Annotated in this window: 14 protein-coding genes; 12 read left to right on the plus strand and 2 right to left on the minus strand. The window is 38.9% G+C overall.

The annotated features are described in order from the left end of the window. Nucleotides 1–133: 133 nt before the first annotated feature. From ACTJKN_RS02260 to ACTJKN_RS02295, 8 genes are all read left to right on the plus strand, one after another. Nucleotides 134–424 (plus strand): hypothetical protein, encoded by a 291-nt coding sequence (locus tag ACTJKN_RS02260; RefSeq protein ID WP_440822302.1) that lies wholly within the window; start codon nucleotides 134–136, stop codon nucleotides 422–424. A 445-nt stretch (nucleotides 425–869) separates the two neighbouring features. Then, nucleotides 870–1,247, plus strand: a complete 378-nt coding sequence (locus tag ACTJKN_RS02265) for a hypothetical protein (RefSeq protein ID WP_440822304.1) — start codon at nucleotides 870–872, stop codon at nucleotides 1,245–1,247. Nucleotides 1,248–2,236: 989 nt separating this feature from the next. After that, on the plus strand, nucleotides 2,237–2,584 hold the full coding sequence (locus ACTJKN_RS02270) for a hypothetical protein (protein WP_440822306.1): 348 nt from the start codon (nucleotides 2,237–2,239) through the stop codon (nucleotides 2,582–2,584). Between the two features lie 143 nt (nucleotides 2,585–2,727). Beyond that, nucleotides 2,728–5,160 carry a TonB-dependent receptor gene (locus ACTJKN_RS02275; protein WP_440822308.1) on the plus strand — a complete coding sequence of 811 codons (2,433 nt, stop codon included), beginning with the start codon at nucleotides 2,728–2,730 and terminating at the stop codon, nucleotides 5,158–5,160. Nucleotides 5,161–5,189: 29 nt separating this feature from the next. Further along, nucleotides 5,190–5,897 carry a DUF4625 domain-containing protein gene (locus ACTJKN_RS02280; protein ID WP_440822310.1) on the plus strand — a complete coding sequence of 236 codons (708 nt, stop codon included), beginning with the start codon at nucleotides 5,190–5,192 and terminating at the stop codon, nucleotides 5,895–5,897. A gap of 127 nt (nucleotides 5,898–6,024) precedes the next feature. Further along, the gene (locus ACTJKN_RS02285; RefSeq protein WP_440822312.1) at nucleotides 6,025–6,498 is read left to right on the plus strand and encodes a DUF4625 domain-containing protein; all 474 of its coding nucleotides are present in this window, start codon (nucleotides 6,025–6,027) and stop codon (nucleotides 6,496–6,498) included. Nucleotides 6,499–6,557: 59 nt separating this feature from the next. Beyond that, a complete protein-coding gene (locus ACTJKN_RS02290; protein ID WP_440822313.1) occupies nucleotides 6,558–7,475 on the plus strand; it encodes a DUF4625 domain-containing protein in 918 nt (305 codons plus the stop codon). An 80-nt stretch (nucleotides 7,476–7,555) separates the two neighbouring features. Continuing rightward, nucleotides 7,556–8,059: a peroxiredoxin family protein gene (locus ACTJKN_RS02295; RefSeq protein WP_440822314.1), complete on the plus strand. Its 504-nt coding sequence runs from the start codon at nucleotides 7,556–7,558 to the stop codon at nucleotides 8,057–8,059. Nucleotides 8,060–8,309: 250 nt separating this feature from the next. Here ACTJKN_RS02295 and ACTJKN_RS02300 read toward each other — a convergent pair whose 3' ends face one another. Further along, on the minus strand, nucleotides 8,310–9,923 hold the full coding sequence (locus ACTJKN_RS02300; protein ID WP_440822316.1) for a recombinase family protein: 1,614 nt from the start codon (nucleotides 9,921–9,923) through the stop codon (nucleotides 8,310–8,312). A gap of 1,037 nt (nucleotides 9,924–10,960) precedes the next feature. On the opposite strand from ACTJKN_RS02300, the gene ACTJKN_RS02305 reads away from it, so the two are divergent. After that, nucleotides 10,961–11,362 carry a Pycsar system effector family protein gene (locus ACTJKN_RS02305; protein ID WP_440822993.1) on the plus strand — a complete coding sequence of 134 codons (402 nt, stop codon included), beginning with the start codon at nucleotides 10,961–10,963 and terminating at the stop codon, nucleotides 11,360–11,362. Nucleotides 11,363–11,881: 519 nt separating this feature from the next. Here ACTJKN_RS02305 and ACTJKN_RS02310 read toward each other — a convergent pair. Further along, on the minus strand, nucleotides 11,882–12,298 hold the full coding sequence (locus ACTJKN_RS02310) for a winged helix-turn-helix transcriptional regulator (RefSeq protein WP_440822318.1): 417 nt from the start codon (nucleotides 12,296–12,298) through the stop codon (nucleotides 11,882–11,884). A 360-nt stretch (nucleotides 12,299–12,658) separates the two neighbouring features. Between ACTJKN_RS02310 and ACTJKN_RS02315 the strand changes: the two genes are divergently transcribed. The 3 genes from ACTJKN_RS02315 (at nucleotide 12,659) to ACTJKN_RS02325 (ending at nucleotide 14,546) form a co-directional block, all read left to right on the plus strand. Further along, entirely contained in the window at nucleotides 12,659–13,585 is a 927-nt protein-coding gene (locus ACTJKN_RS02315) for an aromatic alcohol reductase (RefSeq protein WP_440822320.1), read from the plus strand. A gap of 275 nt (nucleotides 13,586–13,860) precedes the next feature. Then, entirely contained in the window at nucleotides 13,861–14,343 is a 483-nt protein-coding gene (locus ACTJKN_RS02320; protein WP_440822322.1) for an SMP-30/gluconolactonase/LRE family protein, read from the plus strand. Next, entirely contained in the window at nucleotides 14,280–14,546 is a 267-nt protein-coding gene (locus tag ACTJKN_RS02325) for an SMP-30/gluconolactonase/LRE family protein (RefSeq protein ID WP_440822995.1), read from the plus strand. The genes ACTJKN_RS02320 and ACTJKN_RS02325 overlap by 64 nt, the downstream gene beginning before the upstream one ends. Nucleotides 14,547–15,192: the final 646 nt, after the last annotated feature.

Below are 15,192 nucleotides of genomic sequence, written 5' to 3' on the forward strand. Positions count from 1 at the left end.
AACTCTGTTCATTGCCAATTTCAGTTACTCACAAACCACCTAATGGATAGTTTGATTCAAAAAAACTACCCCACCTTTTAAAAAAAACAATAGCAACGCTTTCGATGAAATCAGCAAAAACAATTCTGTGTTATTGGGCGAGCTTCATTTCTCCAATGAAGTCCCTTACTTCACCAACGCGATTATCAATACTATTAAGTTCGATAACTATTTTCTGGAAATTGATCCATATACAATCAACACAATATCAACCAAAATTAAATCCTTATCTCCTGCTGAACTGGACAAATTCCGTAATGAATCAGGTTCAGCATTATCTTTTTTACAAGGTCAAGCTGAGTTTGATTTATTAAAAAACATACTTCAGCAGAATATCAAGCTATATGGAGTTGAGCAGATTAGTTTATTTTCAGACCTGTTCTAGATTTGTATCATACTGTCCAAAATGGTACCGGTTTACAAAAAAAGCGCCTCAATCCTGAAAGCGCTAGTTTAGATAAAAAGTGCAGACCCTATGGGCTTGCAGCGCGAAAATAGAAAATAGCTCCGAAATAGAGGAAGCTTAGGTCAAAAATTAATTAATTAATATCCTAATATCCCTACATATATACATACTCCCCTGTCAGGGACAGACGCGGCATCCTCTTGGAACAAAAGATCTAGCAGATGGCCCGGCCCGCAGGGGACAGCAAAAAACAACTCATCCCCTTCTTAAGTCCCCTTTTTACTACACAAACCAACAAAAATACGGATTCTGTATATTGGCCATAAAAAACATGGCCACCTTGCCATTCTGACCAATAGCCAGCAAAATATGAAATGACTTGTTTTTACGCCCGACCTTTATTAAGTTTAAGAAACGAACCTTTATGAAGCAGGACCCAATCGTATTATACATAGATGCCAACAACAATGACAGCTTTCTGAGCTATACCCAGGATCCAGATAAGATTTCTAAAAATATCAATCATTTTGGAGAAGAATATGCTCAAGATATAGAAATACGAAAATCTATATACACCGATGATGTAGTAAGCATAAACATTGTAGGAAAATACATCTGCATTTTACATACCGATACAGAATTCCAAAGGATGCTGCTTTTTGATTCTATGGCTATCCCGGATGTGGATATGATTGAAGCTTTTTTATCCAAACTATACAATAGCGCGTTATCAGAGGATTTCTTCTACAAACTTGAATACCTAAAGTCTCATTCTTCCCGGTCTTTTTATCCGGCTTGTTAAGCAGTGATATCCCTCCTGAATAAAACTTCATATCGATTCCGAATTTCCCGTTGACACTTGTACCTATGGACTACAAAAATCTAGCGCTGAAAAACCTCCGCAGACAATCCGGTATTTTGGTCCCGCATCCGCAAAAAAACAGTTGGTTCCATTAAAAAACTATCCCTTAATCAAATTAGCCATTCGGGATCACAAAACCACGCAAGGACGCCATTTTACCGTCCTGGAAACGCCAGAGGTCACAGTACCCCCCCCTTCCCATCCTCTCCCTTCAGCTCAATCTTCCACATTTTTCTCAAAAACAAGTCACACGCCCAGCTAACCGACAAGACAAAGTGGACGGCCAAGCTCAATTACCATCTTACACAATCTGACTACAACAATTATCAATTGAGCTACTTTTTACAGAACGGTAATCAAGAATTTTGTACTTGAGATTTATTCAGTTCAATAGAGAAATTATTTCCATTTGGCAAGCCCGAGGCCAATTGAGGTCTCATTTTATGGATTACTCATTACTCGCTATTGTGACAGTTTCGTTTCTTCCCAGATGTTTTATATCTCAAAGAGATGATACCTGCAAAGGTAATGATCATACCAAGCGTTTTAGGATACTTAAGGGAACTTTTCTTTTGTTAAATACCCGTCAGAATAAGGACGCAAGAAGTTACATTTAAAACCGAAAGCAGCAAGTACCATGCTCAATAAATCCTTGATAGCATAAAAAAATAAACGGAAGTAATATTAGCAAGCGCCTCTGACTACTTAAACTATGACAGGTATATTTATTCAACGCACACATAAACTTTCCTAATATGGAACCGTTGCTGGTCATACTTTTGTTTTACCTGGAAAGATTGCCTTTCATTTCCAAAAAACTCCGAATAGTCATCTTCGAATTATCGAAAATAATCCAGTGTATATAAACTGTTACAAAAATATACAAAATTTAAAGTGTCAATTAATTTTTTTAATGCAACTTTGTAGCAATGAAAAAACAGCTAGACCTTTCCCCTGGAAAAAAGCACCGTTTCTTATCGATGCTTCTGGTTATGCTGTTTCTTTCGATATCTATTTTGCAGCTGGCGCATGCCCACAGCGTTATTCCTTCAAACGAGGAAAACATTATTACAGATCTGGTATCTGCCGTCGAAAAGTGTGAGATATGTGATTTCATTATTCAGAAACAAAGCAAGCATATCGCTACAGATATTTCTCAGGAGATAATAGTGCTATCACCGGTCAAAGTAACTTATCAGTGTAACGCGTGTATCTGCAACTACGAATTTACCCTTCAGGGCTTTACCAATAAAGGCCCTCCAACCTGTTTTTCTTAAATCAGCCAGCTCATTAACTGAGCCGTCAGCATCTTTAGTCAACACATTTTCCATAAAGGAGAATGCTATGAGCCTTTTTTTCTTACCTGGTTTTTGATCAGCCCTTTGGGGCGATCCATTAGCCGACAACTACTTGGTTATACGTGTCAGATTTTTATAGCACGCAAAAGTTTATTTGCACATTTTTTCTATTCATTGCATTGCTTTCGGATGCCTTTGGGCAAACTTTCAACTTAAGGGGGCGGATAACCGATGATAACAGCCAACCGCTATCTGGTGTATCCATAACCATTTCAGGAAGCAACAGATTCATTGGTACTGACCAAAGTGGTAATTTTCTGGTCGATGGTCTTTCCAGTGGTAAAACAACATTAATATTTTCAAGATTAGGCTACACAACCCTTTCAAAAACCTTCAATATCGAAGCATCCGATCGTGAGATTAACATCGTGCTTCGTGCTGAAGTTAAGCAGTTACGGGAAGTGATCATTGAGGATGACCATATTGAGCAGCGAAGGAAAACTGAATCCTTAAATCTACAAACTGTTGATGCCAGCTTCATACAGCGGAATCTGGGCGGAAGCCTGATGAAAACATTAGAGCGCTTACCGGGAATAAAAACTATCGGCATAGGATCCGGACAGTCCAAACCACTGATCCGTGGGCTTGGATTTAATAGAGTAGTTGTGGTAGATAAAGGGGTTAAGCACGAGGGACAGCAATGGGGCGCTGACCATGGCCTGGAGATCGATCAGTTTGCTGCCAGTGAAGTTGAGCTAATCAAAGGGGCCGCGTCCTTTATCTACGGATCAGACGCGATCGCCGGCGCAATAGCCATTAATCCCGCCCCTGTTCCCATGGCAAATTCTTTGGGCGGATCTGTAGATCTTATCGGCAAAACCAATAATAGTCTTTTTGGTACATCAGTAAATTTATATGCAAGAAATAACCGCTGGTTCCTGGACGCTAGAATTACCTATCAGAATTATGGCGACTACAGGGTTCCTACAGATGCGGTTTACGTATATGACTATCAGGTAAAACTTAAGGACAATTTCCTACGTAATACTGCAGGACGGGAAACCGGCGCTCATTTAAACCTCGGATATGTAAGTGGCCGGTTCCGTTCTATCTTTTATCTCAGCAATACCTTTAGCAATAGTGGCTTTTTCGCTAACGCGCACGGACTGGAACCAAGGAACGTTGATGCAGTCCTGCATGACAGATCATCCAGGGATATTTTGCTTCCAAATCAAAGGGTTAATCATTTCAAGCTGATCAACAAAAGTGTCTACGAAAGCGGAAAGCATAGAATTGAGGGTGAAGTGGGCTATCAGCGGAACTTAAGAAAGGAATTCAGTACTTATGTCAACCATGGTTATATGCCGCCTGTCTATCCTTCCTTTATGAGCATTCCCGCTGATCTGGAGCGTGAGTTTGATAAAGTAGTTTATTCAGCGAACCTTCGCGATAAGGTAAGTCTTGGAAAACACGAGCTAAGCCTGGGCCTGAATGGTGAGCACCAGAACAACGGGATCAATGGATATACCTTTTTGGTGCCTGCCTTTAAGCAATTTTCAATTGGATCATTTGTTTATGACAGATTAAGATTGAATGATAACACCTTGCTCCATGCCGCACTACGTTTTGATCATAGCCGGATCAAAATGTTCAAGTATACAGACTGGTTTCCTTCCACTATTTCTACAGGCGGAATAACTCGGGAAGAATACGTAGCCCGCTCATCTGATCTCAACCGGAGCTTCAGCAGCCTGGTATGGTCTGTTGGGGCAAACTATAATCTGCAAAATTTTTCGCTGAAGGCCAATATCGGCAAAAGCTTCAGGATGCCGATAGCAAAAGAGTTGGGCGCCAATGGGGTTAACTACCATTATTTCAGTTTCGAACGCGGTGATCCTTCCCTTTCACCGGAACAATCCTATCAGGCCGACCTGAGCCTGGAGTGGAAGGCTGATGAATGGTCTGTACTGTTTAGTCCCTTTTATAATTATTTTTCAAACTATATCTACCTTAACCCGACTTCCGGCCATGACACAAATTACGGGGCAGGTAACCAGATCTTTCAGTATGCACAGAGCAGCGTGGTGAGATACGGCGCTGAACTACAGTTCAAAGTTAAACTCCTTAGAACCCTTAGTGCCGAAGTCCTTGGGGAATATCTACATGCCGAGCAGCGGTCCGGAGATAAGGCAGGTTACACATTACCGTTCTATCCACCTGCATCGGCGCTATTCAACCTAACCTGGTCACCATTTCAAACAAAGAGGTCAGAAGGCACTTACCTTTCGCTTGACTACAGGCTGACCAGCGCGCAGAACAACATCGTTCCACCCGAGAAAAAAACACCAGGTTTTCAGCTAATCAACATACAGGCTGGCACGAAGATAAAATTTCACACCCAAACCGTATCAGTGAGTCTTCAGGCACAGAACCTGCTCAATACACGGTATCTAAACCATACCAGTTTTTACCGGCTGATAGAATTGCCGGAGATGGGAAGAAATATCGTGCTATCACTTAAAATCCCATTTAACCATACTAAAAACAAACATTAATTTATTCAATAACAATTAAAATCCAACTCATGAAAACAACAAAAACCCTTTTATTATTTTTTCTATTCGCGATTACCTTTACAGCCTGTAAAAAAGATGAGCAAATCGCTCCAGCCCCGTCCATTACAGCACTTGAGGTTGGAACAAGCAACAGCAAGATCGCTCATCCAGGAAACGACCTCCACATTGAAGCAGAGATCAGTGCACCAGGCATTATAAAAGATGTGGTACTCGAGATTCATCCTGAATCTGGGGCCGGGTGGAATGTGAACACCACCTACACAGAGGGATTTGCCGGTTTAAAAAACGCAGAATTCCACAAACATATTGATGTGCCTGCTGATGCAAAAGTAGGTTTATACCATGGCCACCTCAAGGTTACCGACCAGAACGGACAGGTGAGCGAGGTCGAGTTCGATCTTCAGGTAACCGCAGATCCAAGTCTTGCAACGGCTACTGGTTTCGAAGTAGGCTTAAATACCGCTGGCAATGATCTACATGTAGAGGCTTCCATTACCGCTCCCAACAAAATAGCAAAAATAGTGCTTGAAGTGCACGGCAACGGATGGAAAAAAGAAGTGACCTACGAAGATGCAGCGGTGATAGGTAAAACAACCTATAACTTACACAAGCATATTGATGTAGCGGCTGCTCCGAAAGGACATTACCACGTACACCTCCAAGTAGTTGACCAGAGCGGAAAAGAAGTCGAATTTGAGGAACACTTTGATAAATAGTCCCTGTTCAGCGGTTACATAATTAACATCAGCTGCGATATGAAGCAATTAAATATCGTATTGCGGTACACATAAACCCAAAATAACCTGGCAATCCTGTCAGGTTATCGATTATAATTTCAACAAAATGAAAAAAGCATTTTTTTATTTTTCCATGCTATCGGTTTTATGTCTTTCTGCCTGTAAAAAAGAAGGCGAAAAGGAGATTGATACTGAATATCCTACTATTGATGTTTCGGACACAAACGCATTTCCCAAACAGTGCGGCACACTAAGTCGCGGTGAACGCTTCACCTTTCGTGCGCTGCTTAATGATAATGCTGCTTTGGGATCCCTGAGCATTGATATCCACCACAATTTTGATCACCATACCCATAGCACCGAGGTGGAGACATGCACTATGGATGCCATTAAGGCTCCTGTAAAGCCTTTTCTGCTGATACAGAGCTTTTCCATTCCACCAGATCACAAGTCATATCTGATGGAGCAGCAGATTACCGTTCCAAGTGATATTGATCCGGGAGATTATCATTTTATGATCCGCCTGACCGATAAAGAAGGCTGGCAAACGATAAAAGGCCTAAGTATAAAGATCAAATAATAACCACCCTCACTTGAACTAAGCATCCAGACTCATACACATCAATAAAAACTCAAATCATGAAAATCAAGAATCTATTGCTATCGGCGATGCTGCTCGTAGCTGGCCTTTCTGCCTGCAAAAAGGAAAACACGGATCAGGAGGCATTGAAGCCTACAGCTGAGAATGTTGAGATCGGTACCGCCAACAACAAACGGGCGCTGAGAGGCCGGGACTTCCATTTCAATGCAGACATCTTAGCTGCCACTAAGATCAAAGATGTCAAACTGGTCATATCTCAAAAGCCCGGGCAGAGCTACGCTTCCAACTGGAAATTTGAGCTCTCCTGGCCAGAATATATTGGCACAAAAAACACCAATATACACAAGCATTTTACCATTCCCGCTATCGCTCCGGAGGGAACATATGATTTTGCGGTAATTGTTCAGGACGAGAACGGATCACAACTGGAGATCAAAGAAGATCTGATCATTCTGGATCCTGCAAATCTTCCGGTCGACCCCAAGATCGGTAGAGACTTTGTTTCCCGTAACGGTGCACTGATCTATTATACTGACGTTTTTGAGGAGAAGGAACTGATCTTCAAAAAAGGAGATGAGATGACCCTTCATGCTCAGGTTAGCGAAATCAAAGATGATGGAATCCTGTATTCGGTGCTGATCAAAAAGAAGGCTAACTATTATCCCGAGAGTATAGACAAACTCGACCTAAGTAAGGTCATTGTGGTGACCAAGGTAGAGCATAAGGGACTTGGCAACGCAGCAAAGATCTCTACACTTAAGCTTTCAAATGGAGTATATGGAGGAGAAACAATCACTGTAGGCGCAGCAATGGACAATAACGAACCATCCCCTAACAATATCACTGGCGAAAAGGCTTGGGAATCGGGGCAATATCAATGGGTAATTCTATATAAAAATACAACCCACAATATTAGCGTATTCAAAAGCATCCCCATCACTATTAACTATAACTAGAAATTATTCATCACATATCCTTCAATAAAGGCTTATTTTTTATAAATAAGAAGTATAAGGCAGTTGAAATATCCAATACAATGAAAAAACCGCACCTTCACACAAAATCCTGCAGGATTCCCGTATTGAGCACTATTTTGTTTATAATCATGCTGCTGAATGGAAAGGTTGCCTTTGCTCAGCGCAATGCCTATGAAGAGGCCCTTTCCAAATTTACCGGTGAGCACAAATACGATATCGAAAAGCCGGGGGCGCTAGATGGCGTTCCGGCTCCTGAGTTCTCCGGACAGACCCTTGAGGGAAAGCCTGTAAGCTTAGCCAGGCATAAAGGAAAGGTAGTGGTATTGAATTTCTGGTTTATTGCCTGTAAACCCTGCAAGCTTGAAGTTCGTCCATTAAATGAGATCGTCGCAAAATTCAAAAAAAAGGATGTGGTTTTTCTTTCCATTGCCCGCGAAACAAAGGAAGATCTGTTGCAGTATCTTAAGGACAACAAATTCGACTTCAAAACCATTGCCGACCCAAAATCAGCTCTTGGACAATATCTCCAGCTAAAATCATTATATCACCTTGAGGCTGTATAGGACTCCGCATGAGGTAGTCATAGTTTTCGGGAAATTCTAGGTGTAAATCTGATTCGTATTGCAAAATCATAATGGAAGAATTGATAAAGATTAGTTTAATGATATTTAGTCGGATGCACTTTAAAACTGCTCCCCTTTTGCTCAGAGTATAACAATTTGGCTACCAAGAATTGGATGATAGGAAGGGATATAGCTGATATAGTTATTGTTCACCAGTTCCATTATACAGTTATGATAGGTCGCATAAGATTTAATCTGAGATAAGAGCATTAGCTAACTGATTTACAGATATATAACAGACAGGTTCGACTCCCTTCGGGAGTACCAAGCCGGAGTTAGTTCTAATTTTAGTTCTAACTCCGGTTTTTTTATGCCGTAAGGTGTTGTTAATCTGATAGATAAGTAGAGCTGCAAGGTTGACTTTTTCGGTTCGACCTTTATTTTCAAAAATTGTCCATTCTGCTGGAAAGATCGAACCAATGAGATAACGTTTTTGTTCAATTGTGCCGTTACAATACAATTCATACAGCTTTTTTAATCTTTTTAATGCTTCATCAACAAGTGTAGCATAATCAGTCTTTATTGCTGCTTTGTCTTTTATATCATTTAGCTCTGCTTCTAACCTTGTTATCTTCTCCTCACATTTCGATTTCATGATTTTATAATCATCTATATGAAGGTCATCGGATAGAAGCATCGCTCTAATCTTAGTTATGATATTGTTTTGATCTGATATTTCACTAATCAATTTCTTACGGCTTACTTCAAAATTTTCCTTGTCATCCACAGTGATGTCACAGATTACTTTTTTATAAAGCTCAGCCATTCCAGGTTTAGGAACGAATTTTAATAGTTCTCTTTCAAAATCTTTATTTATATCATCGCCCTTAAACCTCGCTTTGCAGGGTGATTTACAATGATAATAGTAATAGTATTCTGATCTTCCTTTGGATGGGCTGCCAGTTAGTGTTCTATTACAAAAAGGACAATATAAAAATCCCCTTAAAGGCAAATTCAATGGCGTTTCGGCTTTAATACTTTGAACTTTACTTCTACCGTTAAGTATGTCCTGTACTTCCCAAAACAGTTTTTCACTTATTAATGGCTGATGTTTTCCATCGGAAAGAAACATGTCATTATGTTCATCTGGTGGAACAACCACTTTACCACAATACACCGGATTACGTATAACTGCCCAAAATGTATTACGCTTACATTTCATACCTCTCTCTCTGGCCAAATTCCAAGTGACATCTGTTGCATAAGTACCTTCAGCCAATGTTTTAAATGCCCATTTAATATGTGAGGCTTCCGGCTCCTGCAATTCAATATATTTGGTTTTATCTTCCCGTATTTTATTAACATATCCAGCTGGCGCTTTTCCCATCCATCTCCCTTCCAATCTACCACGTCTCATTCCTACAACTACATTCAACCCTCTTCGTAAATTATCAACTTCTGCACTTGCAATGTATATTGCCAGCATTATCCTGCTTTCCGGCACCTTCAAGTCTAAATACTGGTCAATTGCATTTGGTTCGATATTCATAGCAGTTAATACATCAATCATATTATATGCATTTGCTGTATTTCTGCTAAAACGATCCCATTTCGTGAAAAGAATCATATTGCATTTCTTTCCTTTTGTTTTTTTTAGGTCTGCAAGCAGTTTAGACCATGCAGGACGCTTTTTAAAAGTCTTAGCTGAATAATCCTCATAAATAACCTTGCCTACCTGTAAATCATTTCTTTCACAATATTCATGAAGCCTTTGATCTTGATCTCTTTGAGAAAATCCACGGTCAGCCTGCTCATCGGTACTAACCCGAATATATAAATATGCTATTTTCTTTACATTTAGCATGGAATTACTGAGTGTGCTTTTTGATCAAATCGATGCGTTCTTCGATCCCGATATACCACTGTATTATTGACATTTCTGGTTTTCATTTCTTTATCATCCTTTCATTTGTAACTAATTGATTAACAGATAATATACAAAATTTATACATAAAGTCCAAGATCAATTTTGCTTCTTCCTTTGTAACTTTTGTTCCATGTTCTGCCAGAATTTCAATCGCTTGCGCAGGGTGGAGATTAAGCCCAAAAATGGTCAGTTAATATACCTTTAAACTAACCACTAATTAACCCTTAAACTGACCACCTTAATACGCTGAAAACTGGTCACTTGGCTTATTTTAAGGCGTTTTAAGCATCGCAAAATCACAACCCGAGTACAACATCCGGTCAGCCACCCTTAGACATCTATACCCCATTAAAAGCTCTACATAAAAGTAAATGTTAACTCACCAATAAGCTGCCGAATTCTTAGCCTCCAATTCACCCCTAAATTTAACGACAGCCTATTAAAAAAGTCCATAAGAGCCATACAGCAGTATACAGAAGCGATAACTGCATTGCCCAGAAAAAATAAGGCATGGAAGGCAAATATAAAAATGAATTATATTTGCGAGGATAGTCAAGGTCATTCACTAAGAGTAATGGCTGCAAAGAGAGTGGCCAGCTTGGCACGAAAGAGCCTGAACAGTTTTAGCGAAACTTACACATATAGATGGAATCGCCATATTTACCATATTACTACTGATGGGGTTTTGTCTTATTTATACCATTCCTGCAAAGCAAGCAAGAAATAGGTCTAAAAATGTTCAAGAATTAAAAATCCGAGAAAGAAATCTTAAATTGGCTGAGAACATTAAGGCTCATGCTCCGCTAGGAGCATTCATGATTATTTTTATAATGGAACTATTGGTAACGATAGTAGTCCAGATAAAACATTTGGTGATGTGAAATTAGCTTTGATGAGGAATACAAGAGTAAACAAGCACACAAATTCTCATTACGGTAAACTCTATTATTCTATCAGCTATTTTTAGTCTTGGGATTGGACGTTTAAAGGATACACTTCATTTAATAATTCCATCACTCATTCTACTGGCCACTAGTCTTATTGCCTTGATTCTCGCTATTCTAGCAACCAGGCCTTCACTCCCCAATGGCAAATTCACGGCAAAAGATTTATCAACTAAAAAAGTGAACCTTCTTTTTTTTGGAAATTTCTACAAAATGAAAATAAACGATTATTCTGCAGGAATGACTCATGTATTGTGTAATAATGACTTTTTATACCAGAGCCTTATCAAAGACGAATATATACAAGGAGTAGTTCTCGGTAGAAAATACAGGTTATTAAGGGCCGCTTATAATGTATTTATGTTTGGATTAATAATTGTATTTTTAACATTTCTTCAATCAATGGTACGGCATAATCACTTGTTGGGGTAATAAAATATACGACAATAATATTATTCAGGTCTGCCTGGAGGATAATTCTGTTTCATTCAAAATCAGATTGAAAATTTGCAATGCAATAACAGATTACAAGAACTTCAATTTGGGTATCTGAAGAAACTAAAAAGGTTTATAATGTAACTATAGTGTTCATAGAAAGAAGCAAGATTAAACGTGATATCATTGAACGCCTCGTGAGAAAGAATTATTAAAAGTAACAATATGGCTAACTATCCGATCATGGTTAGCCATATCAATAACTTATTGCAAAGCAAATAGTTCATAAGCTTTAAATGGAGTAGAAGACTTAGAATATTTTGGCCGATGCTTCGAGTCCAGCTTTGCCCATTACTAAAAATCGCCACTTGAATTACCCTAAATAAGGTTTTTAATTTTTCTGATACTGATGACTTTTAGCAATCAAGCTTTCATAAAGTCCTTTAAAACAGGTTTTAGATTTAAGTGATAATATTGACAGGAAAGAGCATAGAACACATCATCCAGTAGTTATAGTTAAACAGGAGTTATATGCGTATAATTTGCTCTTGAGTCTTTAAATTGACCAATGTTGTTGGCAATCCACAACCAAAGTGGGGTAACCTGTTCCAATAAACCAATACCGAGATTCGTTAATGCGTATTCAACTCTTGGAGGTACTTCAGCGTAAACACTTCTGGATACCAAGCCATCCCGTTCCAATTCACGGAGGCATTTAGTTAGCATTTTCTGACTAATACCATTGATGTGGTCTTGGAGCGCAGAGAATCTCATACGTCCATCAATCCCCAAAGCGTGTACAATAAATAATGACCATTTATTTCCAACATGGTTTAGGATGTCGGCCTTCAGCGCATCATGATCTTTGTTTAAAACCTTACAGATATCATCCCAGGCTTTTACAATCTTCTCATCGGTAATAAGTTTTTCCATGTCGTATTTTTGTGTGTATTAGATATTCAGCAGGATCTATCTCAAATTAATATACAAAATGAGATCAGATTCTTCTATTTCTTCTATCGGCCAAAAAAATCTAAGTGACAGTTTTTGACGCTATTTCAGGGCGATAAAGCTGGTCAAAATAAATTAAAAAAATGGTAAGTATTCAGTATGTAAAATAAAAATTTCTGTATAAAATTAATAGCTTAATTATCAGTATACTAACCTGTAGGTAACTTACAAACCAAAGGGTGTCTTATCTTTTCAGCACTTTAACTATTCTAAATTTGTTCAAGCAAAAAAAACACAGTTAGTGCAACATTTATACAGCACATCATAAAAAAAATAATAGATATGGAAAATAAAGCGATTTTAATTTTGGGAGCTGGGGAACTGGGCATGCCAGTAATCCGCAATATAGCGCACGAATCAAAAAAATACAATAATGTCAAAGTCACAGTATTGCTCCGTGGTACGACAATCGAATCCGACGATGAAGAGAAAAAAAGAAATGTAGATGAAATCAGGTCATTAGGGGCATCTTTACTTGCCGCTGATCTGTCCGCCCCATCTTCAGATTTGATATCTATTTTCAAAAACTTCGATGTTGTAATTTCATGTACTGGATATGGTAGTGGAGCTGGTGGATTTCAATTGAAACTTGCAAATGCAGTACTTGATGCTGGAGTAAAACGTTACTTACCATGGCAATTTGGTGTAGACTTCGACGTTATTGGTCGCGGTAGCGCACAAGACTTATTCGATGAACAGCTAGATGTGCGTGAGCTTCTCAGGTCACAGAACAACACAGAATGGATCATCATTTCAACTGGTATGTTTACCAGCTATCTTTTCGAAAGATCCTTTGGGCTGGTAGATTTTGACAAAAAAATCGTAAATGTTTTGGGTAGTCCAGATACTGCAGTAACCGTTACCACACCAGAGGATATCGGCAAACTAACCTCAGCAATATTTTTTGCAGAACCCCAGATAAAAAACACTATAGTTTATATCGGTGGTGATACCATTACCTATGGACAGTTTGCTGATGTAATAGATTCCTTATCAGGAGAAAAATTTGAGCGTACTGTATCCGATATTAACGAGTTGAAGAATGATTTGAAAAATGACCCGACCAATTTCGTAAAAAAATACAGATCTATTTTTGGAGATGGCCGTGGTGTGTCCTGGGAACTTGAGAAAACTTTCAATTTCCAACATTCGATTAAAACTACCTCTGCAAGACAATGGGCGGAAAATAATATTGAATGGAACAAATAAACCTAATTAGTAGAACAGATGTCTTAGATGACTGTTTTATCATTCAGGTTTTGCACATATTGAATTTACCCGAATGATTTGATTTCCTGGGTAAAATGGTAATTTTAATTTATAAATTTCACTATGCTATATTCATTTAATTCTAGCAGATACTGTCCTACAGTTTTGCTATTGTTACTCTCATATTAACGGGATTAGATACAAGAGCACAATTGTTTAATCAGGATAGCCTGAAGTTAATATCCCGGCAGTTTTCCTTTACAGAAGGGCCGGCAGTGGACAAAAAGGGGGATATTTATTTTACTGATCAGCCCAATAACAAAATCTGGAAATATAGCCCTGAAAGTCATCTCTCGCTTTTTAAAGATTCAGCAGACCGTGCAAATGGATTGTACTTTAACCGTCGCAGTCAGCTGCTTGCTTGTGCGAATGAAAAAAACGAAATCTGGTCAATAAGCAATGGTGGCAAAGTTATCGTTTTACTGTCAGATGTGGATGGAAAGAAACTGAACGGACCCAATGACCTTTGGGCAGATAAGAAGGGTGGCATCTATTTTACAGACCCTTATTATCCTCGTGATTACTGGACCAGAAAAATGCTGGAAATAGAAGGGCAGAAAGTTTATTACCTGCCGTGGGGAAAAGGGAAAAAGCCATTGCAGATATTGAGCGGAATAAAACCTACAGGTATACCATTGAACCTAATGGTAAGCTCAGCGGACAGAAGCTGGTCATCGATCATGGATCTGATGGGATAACATTAGATAATCAGGGAAATATCTATTTGACCGGAAAAGGTGTATTTATTTATAGTCCGGCAGGTATACTGGTAGGTCATATTGAAGTAAAAGAGCCTTGGACAGCGAATGTTTTTTTTGGCGGTAAAAGCTGTGCTGATCTTTTTATAACTGCCTCAACTACAATTTATAAGCTACCGATGCGTACAAAGGGCGTAGATTGAGGCACATTGAAAAAAGCTGAAACACATACGTAAAAGGCTTTAAATATTGCGGTTTCAAAAAAATCTTAAATTGCTTGCAAGCAAGGAAAGTACATTCTGCCCCTTAATATGACAGGTAAGGGTAAAAGACTCATAATCTTTTACCCTAGTATATCGTTTAAGCTACCTAAGCTTTTTCATAATTCTCATATCACTTCCGATGTTATATTCCTACGTTATATTAGTGGTATATGGGCGATTTTCACCAGATCTTCCATAAACTGGTTCGACATTAGTACGTCCGGGGGTCGAACCTGTCACTATCGCTCAAACTTCAAATAAGTGTATATTCCTGTGTAAAAAATGATAGATTGTATGAGAAAAAGCATGAATACAGCCCCACTACCTACATCCCTTAACAAACAACGAAAGACCATGTAATACTCGCATTAAGCTGCCTAAGCAATGGGTATTATAAAAAGATCGTACGAAATAAAACGCAGTTGGTAAGCGGAATCTAAACCTTTATGAAAGACTCGATTAAGTAGTTTAAACAGATCGGTTGGCCTGAGTATTAGTAGGTAATCGATGCCAAGCAAACCTATGTTTTTGTGGGTGATATCCTTCAAAAGAATATTACCGATATTGACAAGGAGCAGAAAAAAGC

Origin of the sequence: Pedobacter sp. 22163 (genome assembly GCF_052045595.1) — a bacterium.
Lineage (GTDB): Bacteria > Bacteroidota > Bacteroidia > Sphingobacteriales > Sphingobacteriaceae > Pedobacter.

What these genes read in the sequence shown, in the direction of transcription:
- ACTJKN_RS02295 (WP_440822314.1), top strand. Translation starts at nt 7,556, where the DNA reads ATGAAAAAACCGCACCTTCACACAAAATCCTGCAGGATTCCCGTATTG.
- ACTJKN_RS02315 (WP_440822320.1), top strand. Translation starts at nt 12,659, where the DNA reads ATGGAAAATAAAGCGATTTTAATTTTGGGAGCTGGGGAACTGGGCATG.
- ACTJKN_RS02285 (WP_440822312.1), top strand. Translation starts at nt 6,025, where the DNA reads ATGAAAAAAGCATTTTTTTATTTTTCCATGCTATCGGTTTTATGTCTT.
- ACTJKN_RS02300 (WP_440822316.1), bottom strand. Translation starts at nt 9,923, where the DNA reads ATGCTAAATGTAAAGAAAATAGCATATTTATATATTCGGGTTAGTACC.
- ACTJKN_RS02290 (WP_440822313.1), top strand. Translation starts at nt 6,558, where the DNA reads ATGAAAATCAAGAATCTATTGCTATCGGCGATGCTGCTCGTAGCTGGC.
- ACTJKN_RS02265 (WP_440822304.1), top strand. Translation starts at nt 870, where the DNA reads ATGAAGCAGGACCCAATCGTATTATACATAGATGCCAACAACAATGAC.
- ACTJKN_RS02310 (WP_440822318.1), bottom strand. Translation starts at nt 12,298, where the DNA reads ATGGAAAAACTTATTACCGATGAGAAGATTGTAAAAGCCTGGGATGAT.
- ACTJKN_RS02280 (WP_440822310.1), top strand. Translation starts at nt 5,190, where the DNA reads ATGAAAACAACAAAAACCCTTTTATTATTTTTTCTATTCGCGATTACC.
- ACTJKN_RS02270 (WP_440822306.1), top strand. Translation starts at nt 2,237, where the DNA reads ATGAAAAAACAGCTAGACCTTTCCCCTGGAAAAAAGCACCGTTTCTTA.